15 protein-coding genes and 1 pseudogene are annotated in these 22,532 nt (G+C 44.0%); 8 read left to right on the top strand and 8 right to left on the bottom strand.

Going from position 1 to position 22,532, the window contains the following annotated elements; genetic code table 11:
- The first annotated feature begins 185 nt into the window (after window positions 1–185).
- A complete protein-coding gene (locus KT99_RS13665) occupies window positions 186–1,157 on the top strand; it encodes a nucleoside hydrolase (protein WP_005501072.1) in 972 nt (323 codons plus the stop codon).
- Between the two features lie 81 nt (window positions 1,158–1,238).
- Here the strand turns inward: KT99_RS13665 and KT99_RS13660 are convergent, their stop codons facing one another.
- Window positions 1,239–1,880 (bottom strand): LysE family translocator, encoded by a 642-nt coding sequence (locus KT99_RS13660; RefSeq protein ID WP_198402025.1) that lies wholly within the window; start codon window positions 1,878–1,880, stop codon window positions 1,239–1,241.
- 537 nt (window positions 1,881–2,417) lie between these two features.
- Here KT99_RS13660 and KT99_RS22325 point away from each other — a divergent pair.
- Both KT99_RS22325 and KT99_RS13655 read left to right on the top strand, forming a co-directional pair.
- Window positions 2,418–2,585 carry a hypothetical protein gene (locus tag KT99_RS22325; protein ID WP_005501069.1) on the top strand — a complete coding sequence of 56 codons (168 nt, stop codon included), beginning with the start codon at window positions 2,418–2,420 and terminating at the stop codon, window positions 2,583–2,585.
- Window positions 2,586–2,756: 171 nt separating this feature from the next.
- The gene (locus KT99_RS13655) at window positions 2,757–3,698 is read left to right on the top strand and encodes a DUF1186 domain-containing protein (protein ID WP_100067675.1); all 942 of its coding nucleotides are present in this window, start codon (window positions 2,757–2,759) and stop codon (window positions 3,696–3,698) included.
- A gap of 346 nt (window positions 3,699–4,044) precedes the next feature.
- Here the strand turns inward: KT99_RS13655 and KT99_RS13650 are convergent, their stop codons facing one another.
- Together KT99_RS13650 and KT99_RS13645 are read right to left on the bottom strand one after the other, a co-directional pair.
- Complete coding sequence (locus KT99_RS13650) at window positions 4,045–4,440, bottom strand: hypothetical protein (protein ID WP_040572006.1); 396 nt, start codon at window positions 4,438–4,440, stop codon at window positions 4,045–4,047.
- A 490-nt stretch (window positions 4,441–4,930) separates the two neighbouring features.
- On the bottom strand, window positions 4,931–6,529 hold the full coding sequence (locus tag KT99_RS13645; protein WP_005501065.1) for a DNA cytosine methyltransferase: 1,599 nt from the start codon (window positions 6,527–6,529) through the stop codon (window positions 4,931–4,933).
- 282 nt (window positions 6,530–6,811) lie between these two features.
- On the opposite strand from KT99_RS13645, the gene KT99_RS13640 reads away from it, so the two are divergent.
- The 4 genes from KT99_RS13640 to KT99_RS13625 all read left to right on the top strand — a co-directional run bounded on the left by KT99_RS13640 (window position 6,812) and on the right by KT99_RS13625 (window position 10,477).
- Complete coding sequence (locus KT99_RS13640) at window positions 6,812–8,281, top strand: MvaI/BcnI family restriction endonuclease (protein ID WP_005501063.1); 1,470 nt, start codon at window positions 6,812–6,814, stop codon at window positions 8,279–8,281.
- Between the two features lie 144 nt (window positions 8,282–8,425).
- Window positions 8,426–8,851 carry a hypothetical protein gene (locus tag KT99_RS13635; RefSeq protein ID WP_005501062.1) on the top strand — a complete coding sequence of 142 codons (426 nt, stop codon included), beginning with the start codon at window positions 8,426–8,428 and terminating at the stop codon, window positions 8,849–8,851.
- A 731-nt stretch (window positions 8,852–9,582) separates the two neighbouring features.
- A complete protein-coding gene (locus tag KT99_RS13630) occupies window positions 9,583–10,095 on the top strand; it encodes a mobile mystery protein A (RefSeq protein WP_040572005.1) in 513 nt (170 codons plus the stop codon).
- On the top strand, window positions 10,046–10,477 hold the full coding sequence (locus KT99_RS13625; RefSeq protein WP_050774367.1) for a mobile mystery protein B: 432 nt from the start codon (window positions 10,046–10,048) through the stop codon (window positions 10,475–10,477). Before KT99_RS13630 ends, KT99_RS13625 begins: the two co-directional genes overlap by 50 nt.
- Window positions 10,478–11,004: 527 nt before the next feature.
- On the opposite strand, the gene KT99_RS13615 is transcribed toward KT99_RS13625, so the two are convergent.
- The 3 genes from KT99_RS13615 to KT99_RS13605 all read right to left on the bottom strand — a co-directional run bounded on the left by KT99_RS13615 (window position 11,005) and on the right by KT99_RS13605 (window position 16,382).
- Window positions 11,005–12,114, bottom strand: coding sequence for a Fic family protein (locus KT99_RS13615; protein WP_005501055.1), 1,110 nt, complete (start codon window positions 12,112–12,114; stop codon window positions 11,005–11,007).
- A gap of 393 nt (window positions 12,115–12,507) precedes the next feature.
- Window positions 12,508–13,368 carry an SWIM zinc finger family protein gene (locus tag KT99_RS13610; RefSeq protein WP_005501053.1) on the bottom strand — a complete coding sequence of 287 codons (861 nt, stop codon included), beginning with the start codon at window positions 13,366–13,368 and terminating at the stop codon, window positions 12,508–12,510.
- On the bottom strand, window positions 13,368–16,382 hold the full coding sequence (locus tag KT99_RS13605; protein ID WP_005501051.1) for a DEAD/DEAH box helicase: 3,015 nt from the start codon (window positions 16,380–16,382) through the stop codon (window positions 13,368–13,370). The genes KT99_RS13610 and KT99_RS13605 overlap by 1 nt, the downstream gene beginning before the upstream one ends.
- Window positions 16,383–16,530: 148 nt before the next feature.
- Between KT99_RS13605 and KT99_RS13600 the strand changes: the two genes are divergently transcribed.
- The gene (locus KT99_RS13600) at window positions 16,531–19,137 is read left to right on the top strand and encodes a helicase-related protein (RefSeq protein ID WP_005501049.1); all 2,607 of its coding nucleotides are present in this window, start codon (window positions 16,531–16,533) and stop codon (window positions 19,135–19,137) included.
- A gap of 556 nt (window positions 19,138–19,693) precedes the next feature.
- Here the strand turns inward: KT99_RS13600 and mnmE are convergent.
- On the bottom strand, window positions 19,694–21,055 hold the full coding sequence (gene mnmE / locus KT99_RS13595; protein ID WP_005501044.1) for a tRNA uridine-5-carboxymethylaminomethyl(34) synthesis GTPase MnmE: 1,362 nt from the start codon (window positions 21,053–21,055) through the stop codon (window positions 19,694–19,696).
- Between the two features lie 125 nt (window positions 21,056–21,180).
- Window positions 21,181–22,503 (bottom strand): annotated as a pseudogene (gene yidC / locus KT99_RS13590) (membrane protein insertase YidC); the annotation flags it as partial.
- Window positions 22,504–22,532: the final 29 nt, after the last annotated feature.

Below are 22,532 nucleotides of genomic sequence, written 5' to 3'. Positions count from 1 at the left end.
GCTAATATATAAATTACAATTATTAGCACTAGGTCACATCAATGGTTATCTGGTCTGGGTATATACTCATAGCACTTTAATATGCAGACTTTAGCAAGTCGATAAGTGACAGCAATCTTGAGACTCGGATCACGAGGTGGCTTGGGTATATGAAACATTTTATTTAAACTTAAACGGTAGAATTTATGACAAACAAAATAATTTTAGATACAGATCCCGGCATCGACGATGCCATGGCTATCATCTTTGCCGAGGCGCATCCCGAGATAGAACTTAAGGCCATAACCTGTGTTTATGGTAATGCCACCATAGAAAACGGCACTCATAACGCGCTTTTTCTTAAGCAAAAGTACGGATTGCAGGCCGATGTAGTCAAGGGGGCCGCTAAACCTATGGTTCGCCCGCCAGTTGGGGCTACGGTTGTGGTACATGGCGAGTCAGGTTTAGGTGATGTGCTGGCACCCGCCGAATTATCCGTTAAAGCCGATCCGCGTCCGGCCTATCAATACATTATCGATGCCCTCAGGGCTGAGCCTGGAGAAATCACCCTAGTGGCCGTGGGGCCCTTGACCAATCTGGCTCTGGCATTGGAGGCGGCTCCCGAAATCGTGACTCTGGTGAAAGAAGTGGTGGTGATGGGCGGTGCATTTGGCGTTAATGATCACAGGGGCAATGTGACGCCCTATGCCGAGGCCAATATTCATGACGATCCTCACGCCGCCGATATTGTGTTTGGTGCATCCTGGCCGGTGGTTATTATCGGGCTGGATGTGACCGAACAGAGCTTCTTCACCAAGGATTATCTGGATCGACTCAGGGATGATGCCGGTGAAGTTGGCCAGTTTATCTGGGACATAAGCCGTTACTACTTAAAGTTCTATTCCGAGAAAGTGGGGCTGGAAGGTTGTCATGTGCATGATCCATCGGCCATCGCTTATGTGATAGACCCATCATTGTTTACTCTGCGTGAAGGACCCGTGCGCGTCGTCACCGATGGCCCGGCGGAAGGCATGACAATACAAAAATTCGATACACGTAAGTATATGCACGATGAATGGCAGAGCCATGAGTCACAAAGAGTGGGAGTCGCGGTAGAAGATGAGCGTTTGTTGTCCCTTTATTGTCAGACCATCATAGATTACAGTCAAAAACGATAAATAGCATAGGCTGGGCGGGGTTGACGTACTCTTTTTTAATAAAAAAAAGATAATCCCGCTCAGGTGTCTGTTGGGTTTTAGCTAGCTCATGGCTTGAACTTGAGAGCCCAGTAACCAGATGGCTAAGGCGAAGAATATCATCCCCATAAACTTGTTTTGATTAGCCCTGAACTTGTCATTTTTAAGTAATGGCTTGCCCAAGGTTCCCACCATTAACACCAGCAATAAGTTAAACACTAACCCCATCACATTGAGTAGCAGGCCTAGAGCCAGCATCTGCTCGCCAGACGTTGCCGTTAGCTCAGGCGAAACAAACTGCGGCAGGAACAGCACGAAGAAGAGTAGGGCCTTAGGGTTTAACAGATTACTGAATACCGCGCGGCGGTACAGCATCTTAGCCAGACCCGATTGTTGTTCAATTTCCGGGGCATCAAGGGGGCCACTGCGCATACAATCCCAACCCATCTTCAATAGATATGCTCCGCCTAAGATGCGCAGCACCTGCAGAGCCATAGGGTTCATGGCGATTAATGCAGACACACCCATGGCGGCCAGCAAAGTCAGAATCAAGCCTGAGGTGGCATTACCTAGGCTGGCAAACACACCGACTCTTTTGCCATAGCTTAAGCTGGAACTGGCTATCAATAGCATGTCCGGGCCAGGGATCAGTAACAGGGCGATAACAGTCGTTAAATACAGTGGCAGTATAGCGAGATCGATCATCATAAATGCATAGGTTGGAACAGACGGCGGCATTCTACCTCTATCAGGGTCTATCGGCAGTAGTTTCTCGATTATTTTTGAGAACTCTTAGCTATAAAAAATCTAGGATACTGAGATATTTGTACTAGGGTAAGGTTTCAGGCTGAGTGGTGTTTTTTTTTGTTCGTTATAAGTTCCGCCATACATTTTATATAAGCTAGTGACAGGCATAGTAATAAGCTGGCACCTATTGGTTCATTTCTTGTTAAAGCCACAGTTAGCCATCACTTATTAAGCGTTCAATAAAATGACGCCGAGTAGGATGTTTGACGCAACTAATGAGCGGTCAAACTTCAGAAAAATCTGATAAAACAGACAAGATCTTGACAGTATCTAGTGTATGAAATTCACTCTAAATTGTTTGTATTATCTCGTCACCGCTATAAAACATCAGCTTTACTGTCTGTTTTAGCCATGACACTAGTATAGAAATTTCACGAATAATTTTATGAATAAGTTTACGAACTACTTCACTAAATCAGTGAATAAAGAGTCCTAATGTTACGTTTTATTTTATCAGCCATAATCGTCTACGCATTTTGGTTAACTTACCAAGATGTTACCTCCTATCTTGATGAGCAGGTGTCAACTGAAGCACAGCTGTTGGCTAACCAAGAACATCAGTTAGACAGGCAGTCAGATAGTCAGTTAACAATAGTGAAATAACATTTTTGTTTCATTTAGCGGCTTGGGTGTTTGGTCTGATCTACACCTGTTGGTAAAGCAAAGTGTTATCTCTTCGGTTTATCTGTCTTCATAACCATGCAGACTTAGAGCTTTAGCTTCCTCTTTTACTATTCTATTATGCGAGTTCACCTCTTTCCGTTTGAGTTAAAAATGAAATTAGCAGAGATAATCTCCATTCTTAGTAGTGATGATCTAACAGAACTACCGGTTGCAGCCTTACTGGGAGCCAGAGAGCAGTGGTCGGAGTTATTGCCTGTGATAGATGACTTGATGCAGAAGTTTATCGCTACAGAAGACTTGAGCGGATCCGACGGTAATCTTCTCTTCTTCGGCATCTGTCTGATTATCGATCGTAAGCAATTTAGTTGCTTTGACTCCCTGATAAACCTAACCGATAAAGAAGACTGTGATAGTCCATTAGAGCGTCTACTCGGTGACTTTATAGCTTCAGAACTCTCGACTGCTTACTATATTTTGGCTCAAGGAAAACCTGAACAACTCAGTTACTTGGTTAACTCAGATCAAGCCGGAGAAATGGTTAAGATGGCTGCCTTAAGTGCATTATTCTCTCAATTACATACAGGCCAAATTGATAGAGAGACGCTGAATCAAAGCATTGCAGATTTTATCGACTGTCTCGTTAAAAATAATCACTCCATAGCCCTATTTGAACTGATTAATCTGTTAATTTCTAATGAGTTTAATCAGTATCACAGCCAGTTTGTAGGCTATGTAGAGAGTAAAGTGATTGACGAAGGTCCTGCTGAGAACCAGTGCATCCTAGATTGGGATAATCAGTCTATCGGTTATTCAGAGTGGGAAAGTGGCCTAATCAGTGGCGATTATGATGTGATGGATTCACTTAGCCAGTGGGCGGGTTTCGACGCTGAATCTGAGATGAATGATGAGGACCTCATGGCCGTCTTTGATGATTTGATGAATACCCCCAACAAACTCGATGAAAGTTATTTTGATTCTCATATCAATAGTCTTGATATCCAACAGCCTTTTATCGCGGATATGCAAGTCGGCCGCAATGACCCTTGTCCCTGTGGCAGTGGCAAGAAATACAAGAAGTGCTGTTTGAACTAGTTTGTATAATGATAGTGTAGGGCAATAAATTTGGTCCCTTGTCGGTTCACAAGGTTGAAGGAACTTTTTTGGTTAGGCTTTGGTATCATTTGGCTTTGAAGGAACTTGGTAAGTTAATTTGAAACCATGGCTTCATTGGTATTTATTGCTCGCAGCCGCATCTACACCTGTTGGCAAAGCATTGTTTCTTCGATAGGTCTTATCGTCAGTAAAAGTATGCTTGTCCTACATTTACTGCTCTAGTGAATGATGTTTTCATGATGGATATGGCGTAGAGTTTTTCAATGAAATAAGTCAGTAATTAAGTGTTACTGACTTATTGTGCCTTTGGCAATCTCGAGGATATTTACTTTGTAGACCAGTGTGAATACCTCACATAATCTACAGAACCATTTCTAATTAACTCACAGTGGATATTATCGTTTTGATCTAATCCAATTACAATAGTATCTCCCTCTTGCGCAATGTCCATGACTGCGTTTGACTGAAAATATAATCGAAACTCAGGTGAGCGATGATCTTTTTTTTCTCTTGAGTCGTACCAAGTTAAACCTGCTGAAGATAGACCTTCTTGTCCTCTAATCGAAAAGTGTGCGCTACAAGACAAACGTTGTCGTCCAAATATACTTTTTAATGCTGCGACGCCTTGAAATTCATGTTGATTTGATCTATTTCTATCGGCTTCTACTGCAGTCAAAGTCTTTAAACAGCTCATTTTAAATTGCATTGCTGATGTTGCCATTTCATTCCTTTTCACTATTTTCCATTAGTGTTCTTATCTTATTCCTTTTGGTTATATTGTCTACAGTAGATATGTAATAAAGGTTGCTTATCTGAGGTGAATAATGAGGTTTTATTTAATCTTTACGTGAGTTGTACTGGAAGTGTTTCTTAGGCGGTGCTCTCAAGATAGTTAACAATCGTAAAATCACGTATTAGTTTTATTTGGCGAGTTAGGTGTTTGGTTTGCTTTTGGAAACCATAGCTTCATTGGTGTTGTAGGTGCTGTATATGGATATAATAATGTTATACATGGATGTGAATAAAGACCTTATATGCAGGTAACCTCGCGGAACGCGGTTAAGCACGCAATGGCGATTTCAAGACCTTCATCAACTGCGCATCACCTTCACCATAAGCTTCGATAGTTGCATCGTTCAGTAAAGGGATTTAGTATATTCCAAGGATATTTATACCTAATTATCCTTGGAATATGTCCGTTAAATAACGGACTATGAATCACATTTACTATTAAGTAGCTCTTTAATTACTTTGCCTAATGCTAGACCTAGTAGTGGAGGGACGGCATTACCAACCTGAGTGTATTGTGGTACTTCAAATTTCCTCATTTGACCGCCTGTAGTGACCTTGGAACGGAATACGAAGTTGTCAGGAAAAGATTGAATTCTAGCCATTTCTCTTACAGTTAATACTCTCAGTTCATCTTCATCATAATGGCAAGCATCATCAGGAATAGACAATGCAGCTGGTGCTGGTGAATTTGGGGCGAGTGCTTTTTGTGTTTGCTTTTTAGTCGGGTGTGACAATAAGTAAGTTATAAAGGATTCTTTTTTTGAAAACAATTCTAACTTTCCACTTTCTCTAAGGTAGCTGTATTCTTTTATTTCAGCCCAAACATTCTCATTTAGTTGAGTATCACTTCCCTTTAAAATAGCAAAAACTGCTTTAGTTACAGAACGATTATCGATCTGTTGAAGTACTTGATAAAGACGGAACCTGCGCTTCACTATTTCACTATTATTTCTTTGTTCGTGATTGGGGATTCCACCTTCTCTTTTTTTGAGAGAGTTAGAGAACGTTTTATTTAAGTTCTTAACGAACTTTGATACTGGTTTGGGTTTTTTTTGCTTTAAATCATCTAGCGCTTCACGAACTGAAACTTCATTTATGCCGACTAAATGGTGTAAAAAAGAGTTTTTGAAGAGTGCTAAGTCTGCAGGTTTAGTTACATCAAAATATGGAAGTGAGCCAAATTTTACTTTTCCAATGTCCTTCTGAACAGCTTGGAAAAATATTTCAGAAGACTTGAATAGCTTAGATTCAGTACTATCACTTTTAAAATTGATTGCTAATCGATCATAAATATCTTCACGTATAGCTATCATAATGAAACGAGGTCGATTTTGAGCTATACCTGCTAAACGTGCATTGATATGAAGGCATAATGGGACATAGCCTTTTGTGGCAAAAACTTTTGCGACTTCAAACCAAGCATGAAAGGAATTTCCATCATCATCTTTGAAAGCTCGTAATATACCTGTGACATTTTCTAAAACAGCAATTTTAGGTTTCGTAAGAGAGACAAACTTTGCAAACTCCCATGGTAATGAGTTTTTATCGCAGTCCCTTTTACGCAAGCCTGCCATACTAAAACTTTGACAAGGTGGTCCACCTGAAACGAGGTCTAAACCGCCTTTTCCGAAGCCATCTTGTAATTTTTTGACAAGTTCAGGAGTATTTTCTAGTAATTTATTTAGTTCGATAATGCTTCCAATTACAAGTTTCCCTTGTAATTTATCTAAATCTTTAGGGATGTCACTAAACCCTTCGCCAGATGAGAAAGAAGGTGAGTTAAATGGATTTTCTCTTAGCCTAGATTTTAAATCACTAAATTGGCTATTTAACCAATATGATTGTTTTGGTTTTCCATCATTTTTTGCAATTTCTTCTAGGTTTTCATTTAAGAAGTTATAAGCAAATGTCTCTGCTGCCATTGGTGATAATTCATTAGCCATGATGAGCTTAAAGCCGGCCTTATCTAAGCCTAATGATAATCCACCGCAACCTGCGAATAATTCGATATGGTTCAATATACACCTACAAGAAGAAATTTTATCTGTGGGGATTCTAATTGAAAAAGGCTATAAAGTCCAGGCATTCAATCCTCGTTTTTAAAATCTAATGTTGACAGTTAAAACTCTTAAATATACATTACAAACAAGGCTTTGGAGAGAAGCCAACAACCCAATAAAGTAAAGGCCCTATGTGTCCTCTCTGTAAAAACTTGTTTCGTTAGCACTAATTAGCTTATTTTTGGGTAGTAAGTCTGGTGTATAACTCATTGAAACTTAAGTTTTTACAGAGGTGTATGCATGACTTCAGAACAAAACCATTCTAAAAATTCCTTCATAAATATTGAGCGATTAAAACAAAAAGCAAAAAAGCTTAAAAAATCACAAAATATAACCCAATCTGAAGCCCTGTTACTCGTTGCGCAACAAGCAAACTTTGGAAATTGGAAAGCAGTTCTTAAAGCTTTTGATACACAGCAAGTTTTATCAAGACCAGATCATTTTGCATTTAAAAAAGTTGAGGCTGGAGAACTCAATCAATTAGATGTGGATAGTTATCTTACTGATAGTCAAAAACTTTTAGTAAGTAAAAACAAATCATTACTAACAAAGTTAGGAATTGAGTTTTCTATTTTTGAACCTACTACTACAGGTTTAAAAAAATCGATACTCGATGCTACTCAAACAGTTAGAACACACTTTGATATAACCAATTTTCATGATTATGAAAATCAAGGGCAAGGAAAAGAATCAAAAGTAATGAAAAGTGCATTTTTTCTATCGGAGAAAGAGTGCAATGCATCGAAAGTTAGCCTTTATAGACCCAACACTAAAAAAGGTGATCCTAGAATGTGGTTCACTAAATTAGGCGACTTTGCTTGTTCAGGGGACCAAATAGCTATAATCATCAGTGATGATTCTGCATATTTAATTAATTTGAGTATGAAGAACATAGAGTTAGAATCTAATAAGCCACATTTGATTCGAGAAGTCAGTCCTAGTTATGCTGGTAAAGTACTTGGTTTACAGAGTTTTATTCGTAAGTATTTAGCCGTTAGTAATAGTATTTCTGATGAACTTTTAGCTAAGTTAAAGGTGTTAGCTAAAAAGCCACTTCGAGCCATTATGGAAGGAAACGCTGCTATTGGTCTGTCTATTGAGTCTGCTTTAGATATTGAGGCTAATTCTAGTAAGTTACCTGACTACAAGGGGATTGAATTAAAATCTGGGCGTGGTAATAAGACTAGAACTACTCTATTTGCACAGGTTGCTGATTGGGGACTTAGCACTTGTAAAAGCAGTGCTACCATTCTGGACAAATATGGATATGCTCGAGAAGATAATTTTAAACTTTACTGCACACTTAGTACTAATAAAGCTAATAGCCAAGGTTTAAAATTTGAGTTTGATCGTGAAAAAGATGAGTTAAATGAAGTTCATAGCGATGGGGCTCATGTTGCTACTTGGACTGGAAGATTATTGCGCCAGAGATTAAAAGAAAAGCATGCTGAAACTTTTTGGATAGAAGCGAAAAGTGAAAGGATTGAAGGTGTTGAACATTTTTATCTGCTATCTGTAGTACATACAAAGTCGCCTTTATTGAGCCAACTCATGCCTCTGATTGAAAGTGGGGTTATTACTATGGATCATTTAATAAAGCGTACTGGAGGGGCAAAGCCAAAAGTTGCTGAGAAAGGTCCATTATTTAAGATAAATAAGCGAGATTTGAGTCTTTTATTTCCTGAACCTGTAAAGTACTACCTAACGTAGTTAATAAATTTTAGCTGTATCTAATTCTGATACAGCTTGAGTATTTATAAGTGCGTTACAATCCTCTTAAAAATATTAATCATATAAAAATCAATGTAGTTATGTACTATAATTAAGTAGTGTAACCCTCTTCGGTATTTAGTAATGCACCAATACCAACAAGAGTTTGGTGAAAGCTTTGATCTGGGGTTTAGCCTTGAGAACTTCCCCATTTTAGTCGATAAGAGTTGGCACAATGATGTGTGTCCAAGTTTTATGTTTAAGGCTAAGGCCGTTTCAGGTTACTCAGGCCTAGATCGAAGTGAGAGCCAGCCAAATGACCAATACCTAGTTCTCTGGGTCGACTATTTCAATGAAAACCCCGATGAAGATCACCGTGAGAACACTGGCTTTAGTCGCTACACCGTGATTACCGCCACAGCTACTCGCTTCAGTTCTTCTGAATGGGATATCGAAATAGGCCATGATGAAAAGAGTGTCATTTTATTTGAATCTGAAGATCCCAGAGTGCTAACGCCATTTCTTGAAAAACACAGTCTATCCACACTCGCTATTTCAGAAACGACCTAATTAAGTCGAAGAGGTGAGCTCTGCTTTACCTACAGGTGTAGATACAGCTGCGAGCTTCGATGACAGGGCGAGGTTTCACGGCGTGAAACTCTTCGAGCGAGAGATAAGGGTGAATATGGCATAGCCATGAGCCTATGAACGAGAAGCATGGAAGCTGAACTGGCTGTTGTATATGGACATATTTATCGAACTGGCCGTTAAACATGGACGTTGTTTGTTTTGGCAAGCCCATAAGGATGACTCTTATAAAATCAACAGCCGGCGACTCGCAACCCTTGTTAAAGAAAAGGCGCACATAAGGTCGTTCTTTCACATCCATGTGATCACGACATTCGTATGTCTGACCTCCACGGATGGAGGAAATGTCTTATGCATGCAGGGAACATGCAAGACCATATACAGCACCTGCTGCAAGCAATAAACACCATATAGCCATGCTGCCAAATACCCCACCAAGCAAAAATACAGCCCAACGAACCCAACAGACTAACCAAATAAAGCTATTTGCCAAACTTGTTAGCTGACAAGTCACAGCATCGAGTCTATGTATCTTGGCTCTTGCCTGCAGTATTCATTTTTAGTATCTATAATCAGATACGCTTTTATTTGTTTTGTATTCAAAATCAGATACAATCGGTGTGGTAGTGTATGCTTAAATTGATACGTATATAATGTTTAGTCGCTAAATTTGATTACGTTATTTTGTATGAACCATGGGAAGTGAGGTTGCTATGCACTCTTTTCAAGCCAAGTCATTAAAGCAAAAAGGCACAGTTAAGAAGACCGTTCTTAGACAATATCGAGAAATCGTCGATGGCGTGATTAATATATTTACCCCCACAGTACCAAAAGAGGGGTGGGTTCGAACGATTAGAAAAGCGCTTGATATGTCAGGCGCCCAACTCGCTGTTCGAGCAGGGATGACCAGGAATAAAGTCTCTGTTCTTGAGAGGCGAGAAGCTGGAGGGGATATAACACTCAACCAGCTAAAAGCATTAGCAGATGCTTTGGATTGTGAGTTCTCATACACACTAAAGCCTAAGAAGGCTGTGGCTGAGACTATTAGCGATCGAGCCCTTAAAATTGCCTCAACGGAAGTTAGAAAGGCTTCTAAGAATATGTTTTTGGAAGCTCAATCCATTAGCAAGGACAAGGAGCAGTATTTGATTGACGAGCTGGCTGAAGAGATCATGCGTGCAGGCGGCCGCAAGTTATGGTTGCAGAGTAAGGACGAGAAAGCTTGATTCCATCTTCTCTACAGACTTTGTTCTGGATCTACATCAAAGTCTATTTGGTGATGTTTGGAAGTGGGCTGGGAACATAAGAACTCGCGAGCTTAGCATTGGATGTGATCCGCTCCAGGTTCGAGTAAATCTTGGAAACTTTCTTGAAGATGCGAAGCTTTGGATACAGTATGAACACTACTCAAATCTAGAGCTTTGCGCTCGTATACAGCACAGGCTTGTATGGATTCATCCGTTTCCAAATGGCAATGGCAGGCATTCTCGTATTTTTACTGACGTCGTTCGTATTTTCCTATTGGAAGAGTCACCTCTAATATGGGCCAAAGGAGATCTTGCTAATATAAGCGATGAGCGCAGTGCTTATATCTTTTGTCTTAAATAAGCTGATAAGGGCGACTTCGCCCCTTTCGTTGAATATCTTGAGAGCATTGGTAATTAATCTCTTATGAAGAGGCTATATAGATACACTGTATTTTCCGCCACAGCTACTCGTTTCAGCGCTTCTGAATGGGATATCGAAATAGAACATGACGAAGACAGTGTCACTCTATTTGAACCTGACGATCCCAAAGCTCTAATGCCATTCCTTGAAAATAGTCTATCCACACTCGCTATTATGGAACCAGCCTAGTTAAGCCACTAATCGAAGCGATACACTGCTTTTTAGAGACGAGGTGTAGTAGGCAAGATAATCTCGAAAGATGGACTCTCATGAAATCAAGAGCCAGCGTCCCGAGAGCTTACCTGCACATACGTCGTTCATTGGCATCCTGCCATCACGACATTGGTATATCCCTATACAGCACCCGCAGGAGGCGATTAACATCAGCAATGTTATGAACTACTTATACCTCACCAAACAAAAAACCAGCCCAATGAAACGAAAACCTAACCAGAAAGCTATTTGCGTTACTTGCTAGCTAGCAAGTATCTTGTGCTTCGCCCACCGGCTCCCGCTTTAACTAAAAATCCTTGTTCAACAAGCTGTGCCAAATGACGAGTCGCTGTTGCACGACTGACTTTAGCGACCTTCTGATATTGGCTACTGCTTATGCCCAGCTTAAAACTGTGCTCAGGGCTGGCATCCAGCAGTCTATTAAGCACTTTTACCTGTTCTGCACTCAGTAATGTTTGATCGACACGTTGCCAATAGTTAGTTTTCGCTACTGTCTGGGCGATATCATTGAGTGATTTCTGCAAACTACTATTGAGCGTATCTAAAAACCAGACTAACCAGGAGGTAATATCTAATTCGCCTTTTTGAGTGCTCTCCAAAATATCGTAATAGGCTTGTCTGCGCTCCAGGATACTCACTGACATGGCATAAAAATGAATAGAACGGTTTTCTGCCTGAGCGAGTGCTAAATCTGTGAGTAAGCGGGTTATTCTGCCATTACCATCATCGAGTGGGTGCAGAGTCACAAACCACAGGTGAGTGATGGCTGCACGGATCAAGGGATCCATTGCCACATCTTGCTGTGAGCTGTTGAACCAGTCTATAAACCTTGTGAGTTCATCTTCGAGCTCTGAGCGAGGTGGGGCTTCAAAATGGACTTTAGGTTTATCTATACGCCCCGAGATGACTTGCATAGGCTCGCTACCCCGTAACACGCCACCTTGAATGGGATTAAACAGGGTATAACCTTCGGGAAACAGTAATTTATGCCAATCCATGATCCGCTGTAAACTTAACTGTGTTTGCCAGTTCTGCAGGGCATCTAGTGTCATCTCAGCTAAGCCATCAGTTTGAACCGTGGTGGGATAGGGCTTTTCATCGCTGATACCTAGCTTGTTGGCCAGAGATGAGCGTACCGAGAAGGCATTGAGTTTTTCGCCTTCAATGGCACTGGAATGAATGATATTTGCCAGCAAGGTATCAAGTGTTATTTGAGCTGAGGGCTCATGATCTAATTTACCAAGCAGCAGACCTTGGTTGAATCTAACCTGACGCAATAACAAGGCTATTTTATCGGTTTCCCAGCGAAAGTCAGGCCAGTTAGCTTGTTGCCAAATCCACATGATGATCCTCTAACAATCTATAACAATGAGTCAAATAACACTGTTATTCTACTCACTATGTGAGGCGAACAACAAGCTTAATCGCCTCACTACATGAGGCGAATACTCCTTTTAATTGCCTCAAAGCGGTTTTAGTCATTATTAAAGTCGAAGAAATCTACTGTTTTTGCTTTTATCAACCAGTGTAGTTGCGGCTGCGAGCTTCCAAAAATGGCCGTTCTATGACATCCCTGTCACCACGACATTACAGCACTTGCTGCAAGCAATAAACACCAATATAGCCATGGCTTGCTAAAACCCTACCAAACAACAAAACCGCCCAATGAACCCAAAAGACTAACTAAAAAGCTATTTGCTACACTTGGTGCTCTTCATGTGATGTGACAAGTCTCCTCAACTGCCGCTGCTGAGTGTTTTCTTGTTCTTGCGCTTAGTGGTGCTGTAGATCTCTTCCATGGCGTCGATAAACGAGTTGGAGCGGGTCCAGAATTCCGGATAATCCCCCTGCTTCTTGATTAGGGAGGCATTAATCTCGGTGATAGCTTCATCTTTTTGTGGCAGCAACCAGTCTGTCATGGTCCAGTATTGCGCCTGGTTGATAGCTTTAGTCTGGTTGGCAGAGTCGCCTCTTGCGGTGATGTTAAATTCACTGTACCTGTGGTCTTGATACTCTATCTCCACCTTGTCCGCGGTGCTGATATGCTCCGAGAATACCTGCCCTAACTCAGTTTTTTGCAGCGCCTTATGTAAGTTTACCGGCGGTAAGCCTCGCAGTTGAAACAGCAACATGGGATCCCTGTCGAGGATGTTGGCCAGGCGGTAATATACCCCGGCGATATGTTTACAGGGGTTAGCGTCATCGGGGCAGCTACAGCTGGCTTTGATGTCCCGGTAGGATTCGGGTAAGAAATGGCTCTGGCCGAAGGCGTTCTCTATATTTTCCGGCATCTCGTTGAGCATCAGCTTAGAGATCCAGCCCGGGTTGTCACAGAGTTTGGCTATGATGGTTTGCCACTGTTTGGCGGAGATCGTTTCGAAGGCCAGGGATACTCTATATCTGGGTTCCTTAGTGATACCGAAATAGGGGTTTATATTGCCGCGTATGCTGGCCTCTATCCGGTTGGCTTTGATGTCGAATTTCAGCATGCGACTATCGGTGCGATAGGCGCGGCCACGTTGCAGGCGGCCGCTATCGATAAAGGCTTCCAGCGAGTCGATGAATGCATTACCCCACCATGTTTTTTGTGTCGGCATCAGACCTCCCGGCTCAGCTGGATTAGCTTGATGAATGAATTGGCATCGAGTCCGGATAACCAGGACTCATCATTGCCGATAATCGAGTCGGCTATTTTTTTCTTATCCTCCAACATCTTATCTATTTTCTCTTCTATGGTGCCTAAGGTGATGAATTTATGTGCAAACACGGTTTTCTGCTGGCCGATGCGATAAGCCCTGTCGGTAGCCTGATCTTCTACGGCCGGGTTCCACCAGCGGTCGAAGTGAATAACATGGTTAGCCTTGGTGAGGGTGATACCCACACCACCGGCTTTTAGCGATAAGATAAATACCGCCGGAGGGCTATCTTCGGCCTGAAACTGCTGGATCATCTGTTCTCGCCGCTTGCGTGAGGTCGCACCATGCAGATAATACGTCTGGAAACCCAACTGATTTTTAAGTATTTTTTGGATCTGACTACAGACCTCGGTGAATTGACTGAAGATGAGGATACTCTCGTTATTGCCGATGGCTTCCTTGCATGTCTCCACCAGTCGCTGCAACTTGATCGAACGTTCTATGCTGAACTCACTGCCGTCCTGCAGCACCTGAGCCGGGTGGTTACAGCACTGCTTCAGCCTCAGCAGGGCGGATAACATGATCACTTTCTGGCCCTGGCTTTCCTGGGTCTGCTCCATCTGTGTGGTGATCTCATCGACGATGGATTGATAGATGCTGGCCTGCTCGGTAGTCAATTCACAATAGACTTTCTGTTCTATCTTGTCCGGCAGATCGTTGATGATATTCTTATCTGTCTTCAGGCGGCGCAGGATGAAAGGCTCGACGATATTCTTCAGTAACTGACCCTTATGTAAATTATTGTCTCTCTGCACCGGTAGTTCGAAGTTTTTCCTGAAGCTGGCCTGAGTGCCTAGTAGACCGGGGTTTAAGAAGTTAAAGATAGACCAGAGATCCATTAAGCGGTTTTCTATCGGTGTGCCGGTGAGGGCGATGCGCGAGTCTGCACTGAGGCCGTACAGTATCTTGGTCTGTGCCGATGCTGGGTTCTTAATATTTTGCGCCTCGTCGATGATCAGCCGTGACCAGCGTATCTCTTTAAACAGGGCCTTATCCTTGCGGATCAGGCCGTAGGAGGTGATGACCAGATCGTGCTGCGCGACTAATTTGCTGAACGCCTGTTTTTGTTTGCGCTGACTGCCGTGATGTATGACAGCATTTAACGTTGGGGCAAACTTTTGAATTTCTTTTAGCCAATTACCCACCACAGAGGTCGGTGCCACCAGCAAGGCCGCCTGTTTTCTCGGTTGTAACAGCATGAGTGCTATGATCTGCATGGTCTTACCCAGACCCATGTCGTCAGCCAGGCAGGGGTTCATGCCCAAGGTTTCTAGGTAGGCCAGCCAGGATGTGCCGCGATTCTGATAGGGCCTAAGCTTGGCTTGCAACTGAGCTGGCTGGGTGATTAGGCTAAATTTATGTTTGTTTTTTAGCTCATCGACTATAGTCTCTAAGCCTGCATCCAGCTCAATATCGTAGCTGGATTCATCTGCTGCCAGGGCCAAGAGATTTTGCATGTTGCCGCTGCCCATGTCTTTGCGGGAGGTTTCGATAAGCCCTTGCATCTTCTCCATCTCGGCTTTATCTATCTCTATCCAGCTGCCTCTGAAATAAACCAGATCAGATTTAGTCTCCAGCAGCTGCTGCCACTGCTCTGCGCTCACCTCGTGTTCACCCATGGAATAGCTATAGTCGAACTGAATAAGACTATCTGTGTCGATAAAGCCGCTAGGTGAATTAGAGGCGCTAGTCGTGCTTCTGTGAGCCCTGAGTTTTACTTTAGCCTTAAGCCGGCCCTTAGAAGTCCACCATGCAGGAACTATGATGCGGTAGCCGCAGGCGTGCAGGGTCCAGGCATCCTCTTTCAGAAATTGAAAAGCCTGCTGCTGATCGAGCGGGATCACGGCTTCTCGCATCTTAGTTGTAAAAATATGTTCGATGACGGCATAGATTCGACTGGCATAGCCTAGCTGCAGCAATAGTGTGCGCTCCACCGAGGTACCCAGAAGTTCGGCGAAAAGCTGTTGTTTAGCGGCCTTATCCTGCCGGTACTGAGTCAGGTTGACCATGAAAGATGGATCCCGCTTCGACTGCAGCAGTAGCTCGAGTCCCCAGTCGCCCTCATGCTGGTCACTGGCTTCGAGCAGTTTAAAGCACAGGGTGAAATCGGCGCCAAACTGATCATAGACTAGATTATTCTGCCACAGTTTCCATGCCTTGAATGTGTCGGCATCTATGTTCTGAGTTTGGTGACTCAAGGTCTGTGCGATAAAAGTACCTTCTACTGACTTGATGTTTTTCTGGCTGTAAGGCGTGGCTGCAATCAATTGATTGAGGCTGACATCGGAGAAGTGGTGTAAGGCCGACAGGGTGTCGTAGCCGGTAAAATCACCTAAGCAGGCAGAATGAGGCATGTGGGAGGATATCATCTTCAGCCGGTGGTGATATTCGGATGAGAGAGTCTGCCACTTAGTATGGTATTGGGTTTTTGCTGTCCCTTTCTGCGCTACCAAGGCGGGGATATATTGATCTTGCTTGATCATATGGCTGAGCTCATAGGCCATCTTGATCCAAAATTTGGCATCGTCGGCTAAGATCAGCGTCTCTTCGAAGTGATAACTCTGAAAGTTTAGCTCTTTTAAAAAGCCGATGGGATCATCCACCTCTATCACATTGAGTATGAATGGCTTAAATGTAGTGCACTGATTGTCGTCCAAATTATTGATGTTGGCGATGACTGGCGAGGCTGTAGCTTCACCCTTGGCGTTACAAGGGAGCCAGATGTCTACTTCATCGAAGGCCGAGTTCATCTTCAGCTGTGTGGTGGCAAACCCCATGAAGCTACTGCTGTCTAGCTGGTAAGGGTAAAACCCGGGGCTGGTTATCTCATTCTGACTCTCCACCCATAAATACATTTGACCCGTGTTGTCGAATGCAGAATTATCAGGTTGCCAGAATAGATGGATAAGTTGCATAGGTGGCCTATGGTCATGAAATAAAAACTATTCTGCGTTTAGATCTATTTGAATTCAACCATTTTATGGCCTCTGCTATCTTCCATGTGTTCCATCTCTGGCCTTTGCCCGTTAAACTTATCTGAACATTTCATACTCTTTGTATTATATGCAGCCAACAACACCTAAAACTTATGTATCTGATCCATCTCATAAAGTCACCTCGGCTATCAATTCATTACCCATAGATAAGCTCTATGATGAATTTAAATTAGCGATAAAAGACAATCACTTAGTAGTTGAGTCCGATACCGGTTCGGGTAAATCTACCCGTTTACCACTTTGGTGTGTGGAACCCGATAGTGAAGGACCGAATACTGGAAGACCTAAACGTGTCTTGGTTGTGGAACCCCGGCGGGTTGCTTGTTTGGCGCTGTCCTCATTTGTCAGCGGGCAAACTGAGTTAAAAGTGGGCCATGCCATACGTTTCGATTCTACAGTGACTGATGATACTCAGATAGCCTTCGTTACGCCGGGTATTGCCCTACGTTGGCTGCAGGAAACCGGTTTAGCCAGTTTCGCTACTGTGATTATCGATGAGTTCCACGAACGCCGTTGGGACACTGATTTGCTGCTGGCCATGTTGAAGTTTAAGGCCCAAGCTTCACCCGAGTTTAGACTGATACTGACTTCGGCCACCATAGACGGTGAACGTTTGACTCACTATTTAAGCAAGGGCTTAACTAATGGTTTAGCCGATCAAACCTGTGTCGGAAGCTCTGTAGAAGCGCGATCTGCCCGTCGTTTAATAGCGGCAGGGAAAAGGTTCCACGTGGAACTAAAATATCAGGCCCTTGAAAGTCACCACCTGCCTGACATTCGCGGCGTGGAACAAGCGGTAAAAACCGCAGTGTCGGGTTTGTTACAACAGACGGATGGAGATATATTGGTTTTTCTTCCGGGCAAGCGTGAGATTCAAGGCGCTATTCAAAGCTGTCAGCCTTTGGTTCCCACGAGTGGTAAGCGATTGGAACTAATAGCCCTCCATGGTGGTATCAGTCCTCAAGAGCAGAAGAATGTCCTGCAGCAAGCCGATCATCAGCGAGTCATCTTTGCCACTAATGTGGCAGAAACCTCATTGACTATCCCCGGGGTCACTGCTGTGGTGGATACGGGTCTTGAGCGGCGTACCCATCAGCGTAACGGCCGTACTGTGCTTTCTCTGGCGAGAATATCTAAAGCAAGCTGTGCTCAGCGAATGGGGCGTGCCGGCCGTACGCAAAACGGTATCTGTATTCGCTTATGGGGTAAGAGTGCGCCCATGGAAGCCATGACACCGCCAGAACTTCAACGTGAGGAGCTGGTGGAACCTATGCTGGCAGCCGCTTGTTGTGGTTATAAGCTGTCTGAACTTGAGTTTGTCGATAACTTGCCAGTTAAATCAGTGGCGATTGCCGAACAAAAGTTACTGGCTATGGGAGCCATAGATGCAGACGGGCTGATCACGGCCCATGGCAAGAAACTCTCTCCGCTACCGATAGATACTCAGTTTGCTCACCTTATCAGCGCCATGCCCGACGATGTGTGTCGTGGCTTGATGGTCGATCTCGCCGCGGCCCTGAGTGTGCCACAGGGCTTGTTCAAGTTACCCACCAGTGAGTTCGATCTTAAATTGCTGAATGAATGGGAGCCCCTGGGCTGTGACGCATTTACGCTAATAAAAATAGTAAGAGATAAGCTGCCGGACTTTCTTGGAGATGCCGATGCCGGCTATGTGAATAGAGGAGCCCGTAAAGAGGCACGCATGCTGGCAAACCAGATCCGCTCGGCATTAGGCTTACAGAGAGTCGAGCAATCACCCGTATTAGTCAGTAAGGACATTGAGCTGCGCCAGAGTTGGTTGTTAGCCGTGATCAAGGCGGCACCTGAACTCGCCTACGTTAGACGTGAAAAACGCATCACAGCCCTTGGTAATGGCTTCAGCGAGGCACAAATCGGCCGCGTCAGTCGTTTCTGTAGTGAGCTTAAGGGAGTCGATGGTAAGGATAGTGCGTTAGCGGCGGTGATATTCGATCTGCATTCGATTGCAGGTAAGGGGGCAAAGCAGACGTTGAATCTGGCTTCTTGTATGGCACCCATCTCATTTAACTTGTTGTTAGAGGCTCAGTTAGGTGAGGAGCGTCTGGGAGACGGTAAGGAGAAGGGCCAGAGCCATAAGCTGCTGGTTGAGACGCTTTACGCCGGCAGGGTGATAGGTTCCCGCTTGAAACAAGTCGAGGGGGAGCAGGCGATTGAGGCTATTGTGCGTAGCATAAGTGTCGGTCGTCAATTTAAGGGCTTATCCCAACGTTTGAAAAATGATATCGCCGCCTGGAATATCTGGTTAGCACTGGGAAAGGCTAAGGAACAATTTGCCGAATCTGGTCTGGTTAACAGCTTAGGTGAAGAGCCATTGGTATTCGATCTCTATCTTATGGCGAGGTTGAATGAGCTAGGGGTAGAAAGCTTTGATGATTTGCAACTGATAGAGGCGGATGATCTCTTATTCGAGGGGATCCCGGATTGGTTGCGTGAAGAGTTCGATAACTTGTACCCGATTCAGCTGATATTAGCCGACCTTAAGCTCGCTGTGGAATACCAGCCTAAACGCAAGTTGGTGACATTAGTTTACGCCAATGGTGCTCGCAAAACCGGCCCTAAACGCTGGGAGTTACCTCGCTGGCAAGGTTGGAAGATTCAATACAAGAAGGCGAGTCGAGTCGTCGATGTAAAATGATCCGAAATCGAGTGGTTTTAATGACCATTTTTTTATTTTCCAGCTTAAATTTTGATAGATATATTGAGTATAAATTTTAAAGAATCGAAGTTATAAAAATTGTTTTTGATCTTTGCTCGATCAGATCGATTTTGATCTGCAGAATTAAAATTCGTTTTGCGTATAACTTTTCAACTAAGATCTTAATTTTTGTAATTTACAAGTAAAACCGATATGTTTATACACAAAGAGATTTCTTTAATATCAACGTGTTAGGTTTTGATTTGCGTGGTATTTGAATAAAAGATCTAATTTTAGATTACTTGTTGATATGTCTGTTGATGATTTTGATCGAGATCAAAAAATGTACAGGTTTAGATCTGCTATTTTTATCACCGAAAATAGTGATTTTATCGGCTAATTTAGCCGCATAAAGCATATTATATAGCGAATTTGAGTTTCGTTTTGAGTCAGGGGTTAGCTAGGGTCCTGCTTAATCCGGATCTTGCCGATTAGCGCCGCGTTCGTCTTTTTCTAGGATCTGGATTCCGGCCAAAAGCATGCCGGAAAGACGGGGCTATTTCCCTATACAGAAAGAACTGAAGATCTTACCGAGTAGATCGTCTGAGGTGAACTTACCGGTGATCTCAGATAAGGCTAGCTGCGTCATGCGTAGCTCTTCGGCTAATAGCTCACCGGCCAGATAAACTTCTAACTGCTCTTTACCTAACATCAGGTGGCTACTGGCTAGATCAAGCGCCTCTAAGTGACGACGACGTGCGATAAAGCCGCCTTCGAGATTGCTCTGATAACCCATAAGCGATTTAAGGTGTTGCTTGAGCGCTTCTATGCCTAAACCTGTTTTTGCCGAGATAGGGAACACGGGATGGCCGTGATCTTCGCTGAGTGCTAATGACTCACCTGTGAGGTCTGCCTTGTTACGCACCACTGTGATACCGAGTTTATTCGGTAAACGGTCGATAAAATCTGGCCAGATCTCGTGTGGGTCGACGGCATCTGTGGTGGTGCCATCGAGCATAAATAGCACCTGATCGGCGGTTTCAATTTCGGCCCAGGCGCGTTCTATGCCGATCTTCTCGACGGTATCGACCGTTTCACGCAGGCCTGCTGTGTCTATGATGTGTAATGGCATGCCATCTAGATGGATATGCTCGCGCAGTACGTCACGGGTGGTGCCTGCTACTTCGGTGACTATGGCAGTCTCTTTACCCGCAAGTGCGTTAAGCAGGCTGGATTTACCGGCATTGGGTCGACCGGCTATCACCACCTTCATGCCTTCACGGATTATCGAACCTTGCTTGGCGCTGGCCTTGACCGAGTCCAGTTTGGTGATAATCTTGTTGAGTGAGCCGGAAATTTTACCGTCTGAGAGGAAGTCTACTTCTTCGTCGGGGAAATCTATGGCTGCCTCGACGTATAGGCGCAAGTTAGTGACCTGTTCGACCAATGCATGTACTTCTGCCGAAAATTCGCCCTGGAGTGAGTTCAGGGCGCTCTTAGCGGCTTGTTCGCTGGTGGCATCGATAAGATCGGCGATGGCTTCGGCCTGGGTGAGATCTAACTTGTCGTTCATAAAGGCCTGTTCGCTGAATTCACCAGGTCTGGCGATGCGAATGCCCTTGGTTTCCATCACGCGCTTGATCAGCATATCCAGTACTATCTGACCACCATGGCCCTGTAGCTCGAGTACATCTTCACCGGTGAAGGACTTGGGTCCCTTAAAGTAGAGGGCGATACCTTGATCGATCACTTCACCATCGGCAGTTTTAAAATCACAGTAATCGGCATAACGCGTCTTGGGTATGTGCCCAAGCATGGCCATAGCCACTTCGCTGGCCTGATCGCCGGAGATACGTATGATGCCTACACCGCCACGGCCTGGGGCGGTGGCTTGTGCCACGATAGTATCTGCTGTCATTACTGTGATTCCTACGCTGAATAAGAGGGGGTAAAACTGAAAGACTCAGTCTTTCATAAAAAGAAAAAGCGGTTAATACCTAAGTATTAAACCGCTTTTCAGTTAACGCTTGTTGAGTCGCAGACTTATTTTAAGCCTTTCTTCGCCAGACCCGCGTAGATGATCTTCTGCTGCGTGATGGCAACTATGTTACCTACTAACCAGTAAAGTACCAGACCAGCAGGGAACCAGAGGAAGAACACGGTAAATACTACCGGCATCCATTGCATCATCTTCTGTTGCATAGGATCCATGGTCGGTGCCATAGGCTGCATTCTCTGCATGACGAACATGGAGATACCCATCAGCACTGGCATCACGTAGTAAGGATCTTGTACCGACAAATCGATGATCCATAACATGAATGGTGCATGACGTAATTCAACACTCTCCATTAGCACCCAGTAGAGTGCGATGAAGATAGGCATCTGTAGCAAGATAGGCAGACAGCCACCCATAGGGTTAACTTTCTCTTTCTTGTACAGCTCCATCATGGCCTGACCCATCTTCTGACGGTCATCGCCGAAACGCTCTTTCATCTCTGCAAGCTTAGGCTGTAGACTACGCATCTTAGCCATAGAGGTGTACTGAGCCTTAGTTAGCGGGAATAACATACCACGCACGGTAAGCGTAATAAGGATAATCGCCCCACCCCAGTTCCCCACTATTGAATAGAAGAACATGAGTAACTTGCTGATAGGCACGGCTATCCACCAGAGGAAACCATAATCAACCACTAAGTTGAGTGAGTCCGAGATTGCAGAAAGTTCCTTCTGATCTTTAGGACCAACATAGAACTGAGCCTTGATAGTCTGAGTCGCACCCGGCGCAATATCATAGATGGCACCACGGAAACCGATATTAGCCTGACCGCCAGCACTTAAGCTGGAGAAGATAATGTTCTGATCGTCAGCTGGTGGTATCCAGGCAGAAACGAAGTAGTGTTGCAGCATAGCTGCCCAACCACCTAGCGTCTTATTATCCAGGTTCTTGTCAGCCATATCATCGAAACTGTACTTCTCGTAACGAATGTCTGCAGTCGAGAAGGCGGCACCACGGTAAGTCGGCATCATCATGCTGCTTTCGCTTTCCTTGATGCTGTGCTTGATCTGACCGTACATCTGCACTTGCAGCTGCTTATCTGTGGTGTTGTCGATCACATAGTCGACATCAATGTTGAATTTCCCACGGTGGAAGATAAACATCTTAGTGTAGTTAGCACCGTTGTCAGCAACATAGGTTAATGCTACTTCGAGAGTTTCCTGACCCGCAGCCATGGTGTAGTCGCGTGATGCACTGTCGAAGTGAGCGCGGCCCTTAACACTGCTGTCGATACCATCACGACCGATAAGACCACTCTGAGCTATATAGTTAATATCTTGAGTCTGTTCCAGAAGCACGAATGGTTGTCATTTTCCAGCTGTAGTTTAGTCAACCA

It is taken from the genome of Shewanella benthica KT99 (genome assembly GCF_000172075.1).
Taxonomy (GTDB): Bacteria; Pseudomonadota; Gammaproteobacteria; order Enterobacterales; family Shewanellaceae; genus Shewanella; species Shewanella benthica_A.
This window is presented reverse-complemented; position numbering and strand designations above follow the sequence as displayed.

Excerpts from the sequence above, each read along its gene's own strand:
- KT99_RS22325 (WP_005501069.1), top strand. The coding sequence starts at position 2,418 with ATGTTACGTTTTATTTTATCAGCCATAATCGTCTACGCATTTTGGTTA.
- KT99_RS13655 (WP_100067675.1), top strand. The coding sequence starts at position 2,757 with ATGAAATTAGCAGAGATAATCTCCATTCTTAGTAGTGATGATCTAACA.
- mnmE (WP_005501044.1), bottom strand. The coding sequence starts at position 21,055 with ATGACAGCAGATACTATCGTGGCACAAGCCACCGCCCCAGGCCGTGGC.
- KT99_RS13665 (WP_005501072.1), top strand. The coding sequence starts at position 186 with ATGACAAACAAAATAATTTTAGATACAGATCCCGGCATCGACGATGCC.
- KT99_RS13635 (WP_005501062.1), top strand. The coding sequence starts at position 8,426 with ATGCACCAATACCAACAAGAGTTTGGTGAAAGCTTTGATCTGGGGTTT.
- KT99_RS13640 (WP_005501063.1), top strand. The coding sequence starts at position 6,812 with ATGACTTCAGAACAAAACCATTCTAAAAATTCCTTCATAAATATTGAG.
- KT99_RS13650 (WP_040572006.1), bottom strand. The coding sequence starts at position 4,440 with ATGGCAACATCAGCAATGCAATTTAAAATGAGCTGTTTAAAGACTTTG.
- KT99_RS13600 (WP_005501049.1), top strand. The coding sequence starts at position 16,531 with ATGCAGCCAACAACACCTAAAACTTATGTATCTGATCCATCTCATAAA.
- KT99_RS13615 (WP_005501055.1), bottom strand. The coding sequence starts at position 12,114 with ATGTGGATTTGGCAACAAGCTAACTGGCCTGACTTTCGCTGGGAAACC.
- KT99_RS13660 (WP_198402025.1), bottom strand. The coding sequence starts at position 1,880 with ATGATCGATCTCGCTATACTGCCACTGTATTTAACGACTGTTATCGCC.
- KT99_RS13630 (WP_040572005.1), top strand. The coding sequence starts at position 9,583 with ATGCACTCTTTTCAAGCCAAGTCATTAAAGCAAAAAGGCACAGTTAAG.
- KT99_RS13605 (WP_005501051.1), bottom strand. The coding sequence starts at position 16,382 with ATGCAACTTATCCATCTATTCTGGCAACCTGATAATTCTGCATTCGAC.
- KT99_RS13610 (WP_005501053.1), bottom strand. The coding sequence starts at position 13,368 with ATGCCGACACAAAAAACATGGTGGGGTAATGCATTCATCGACTCGCTG.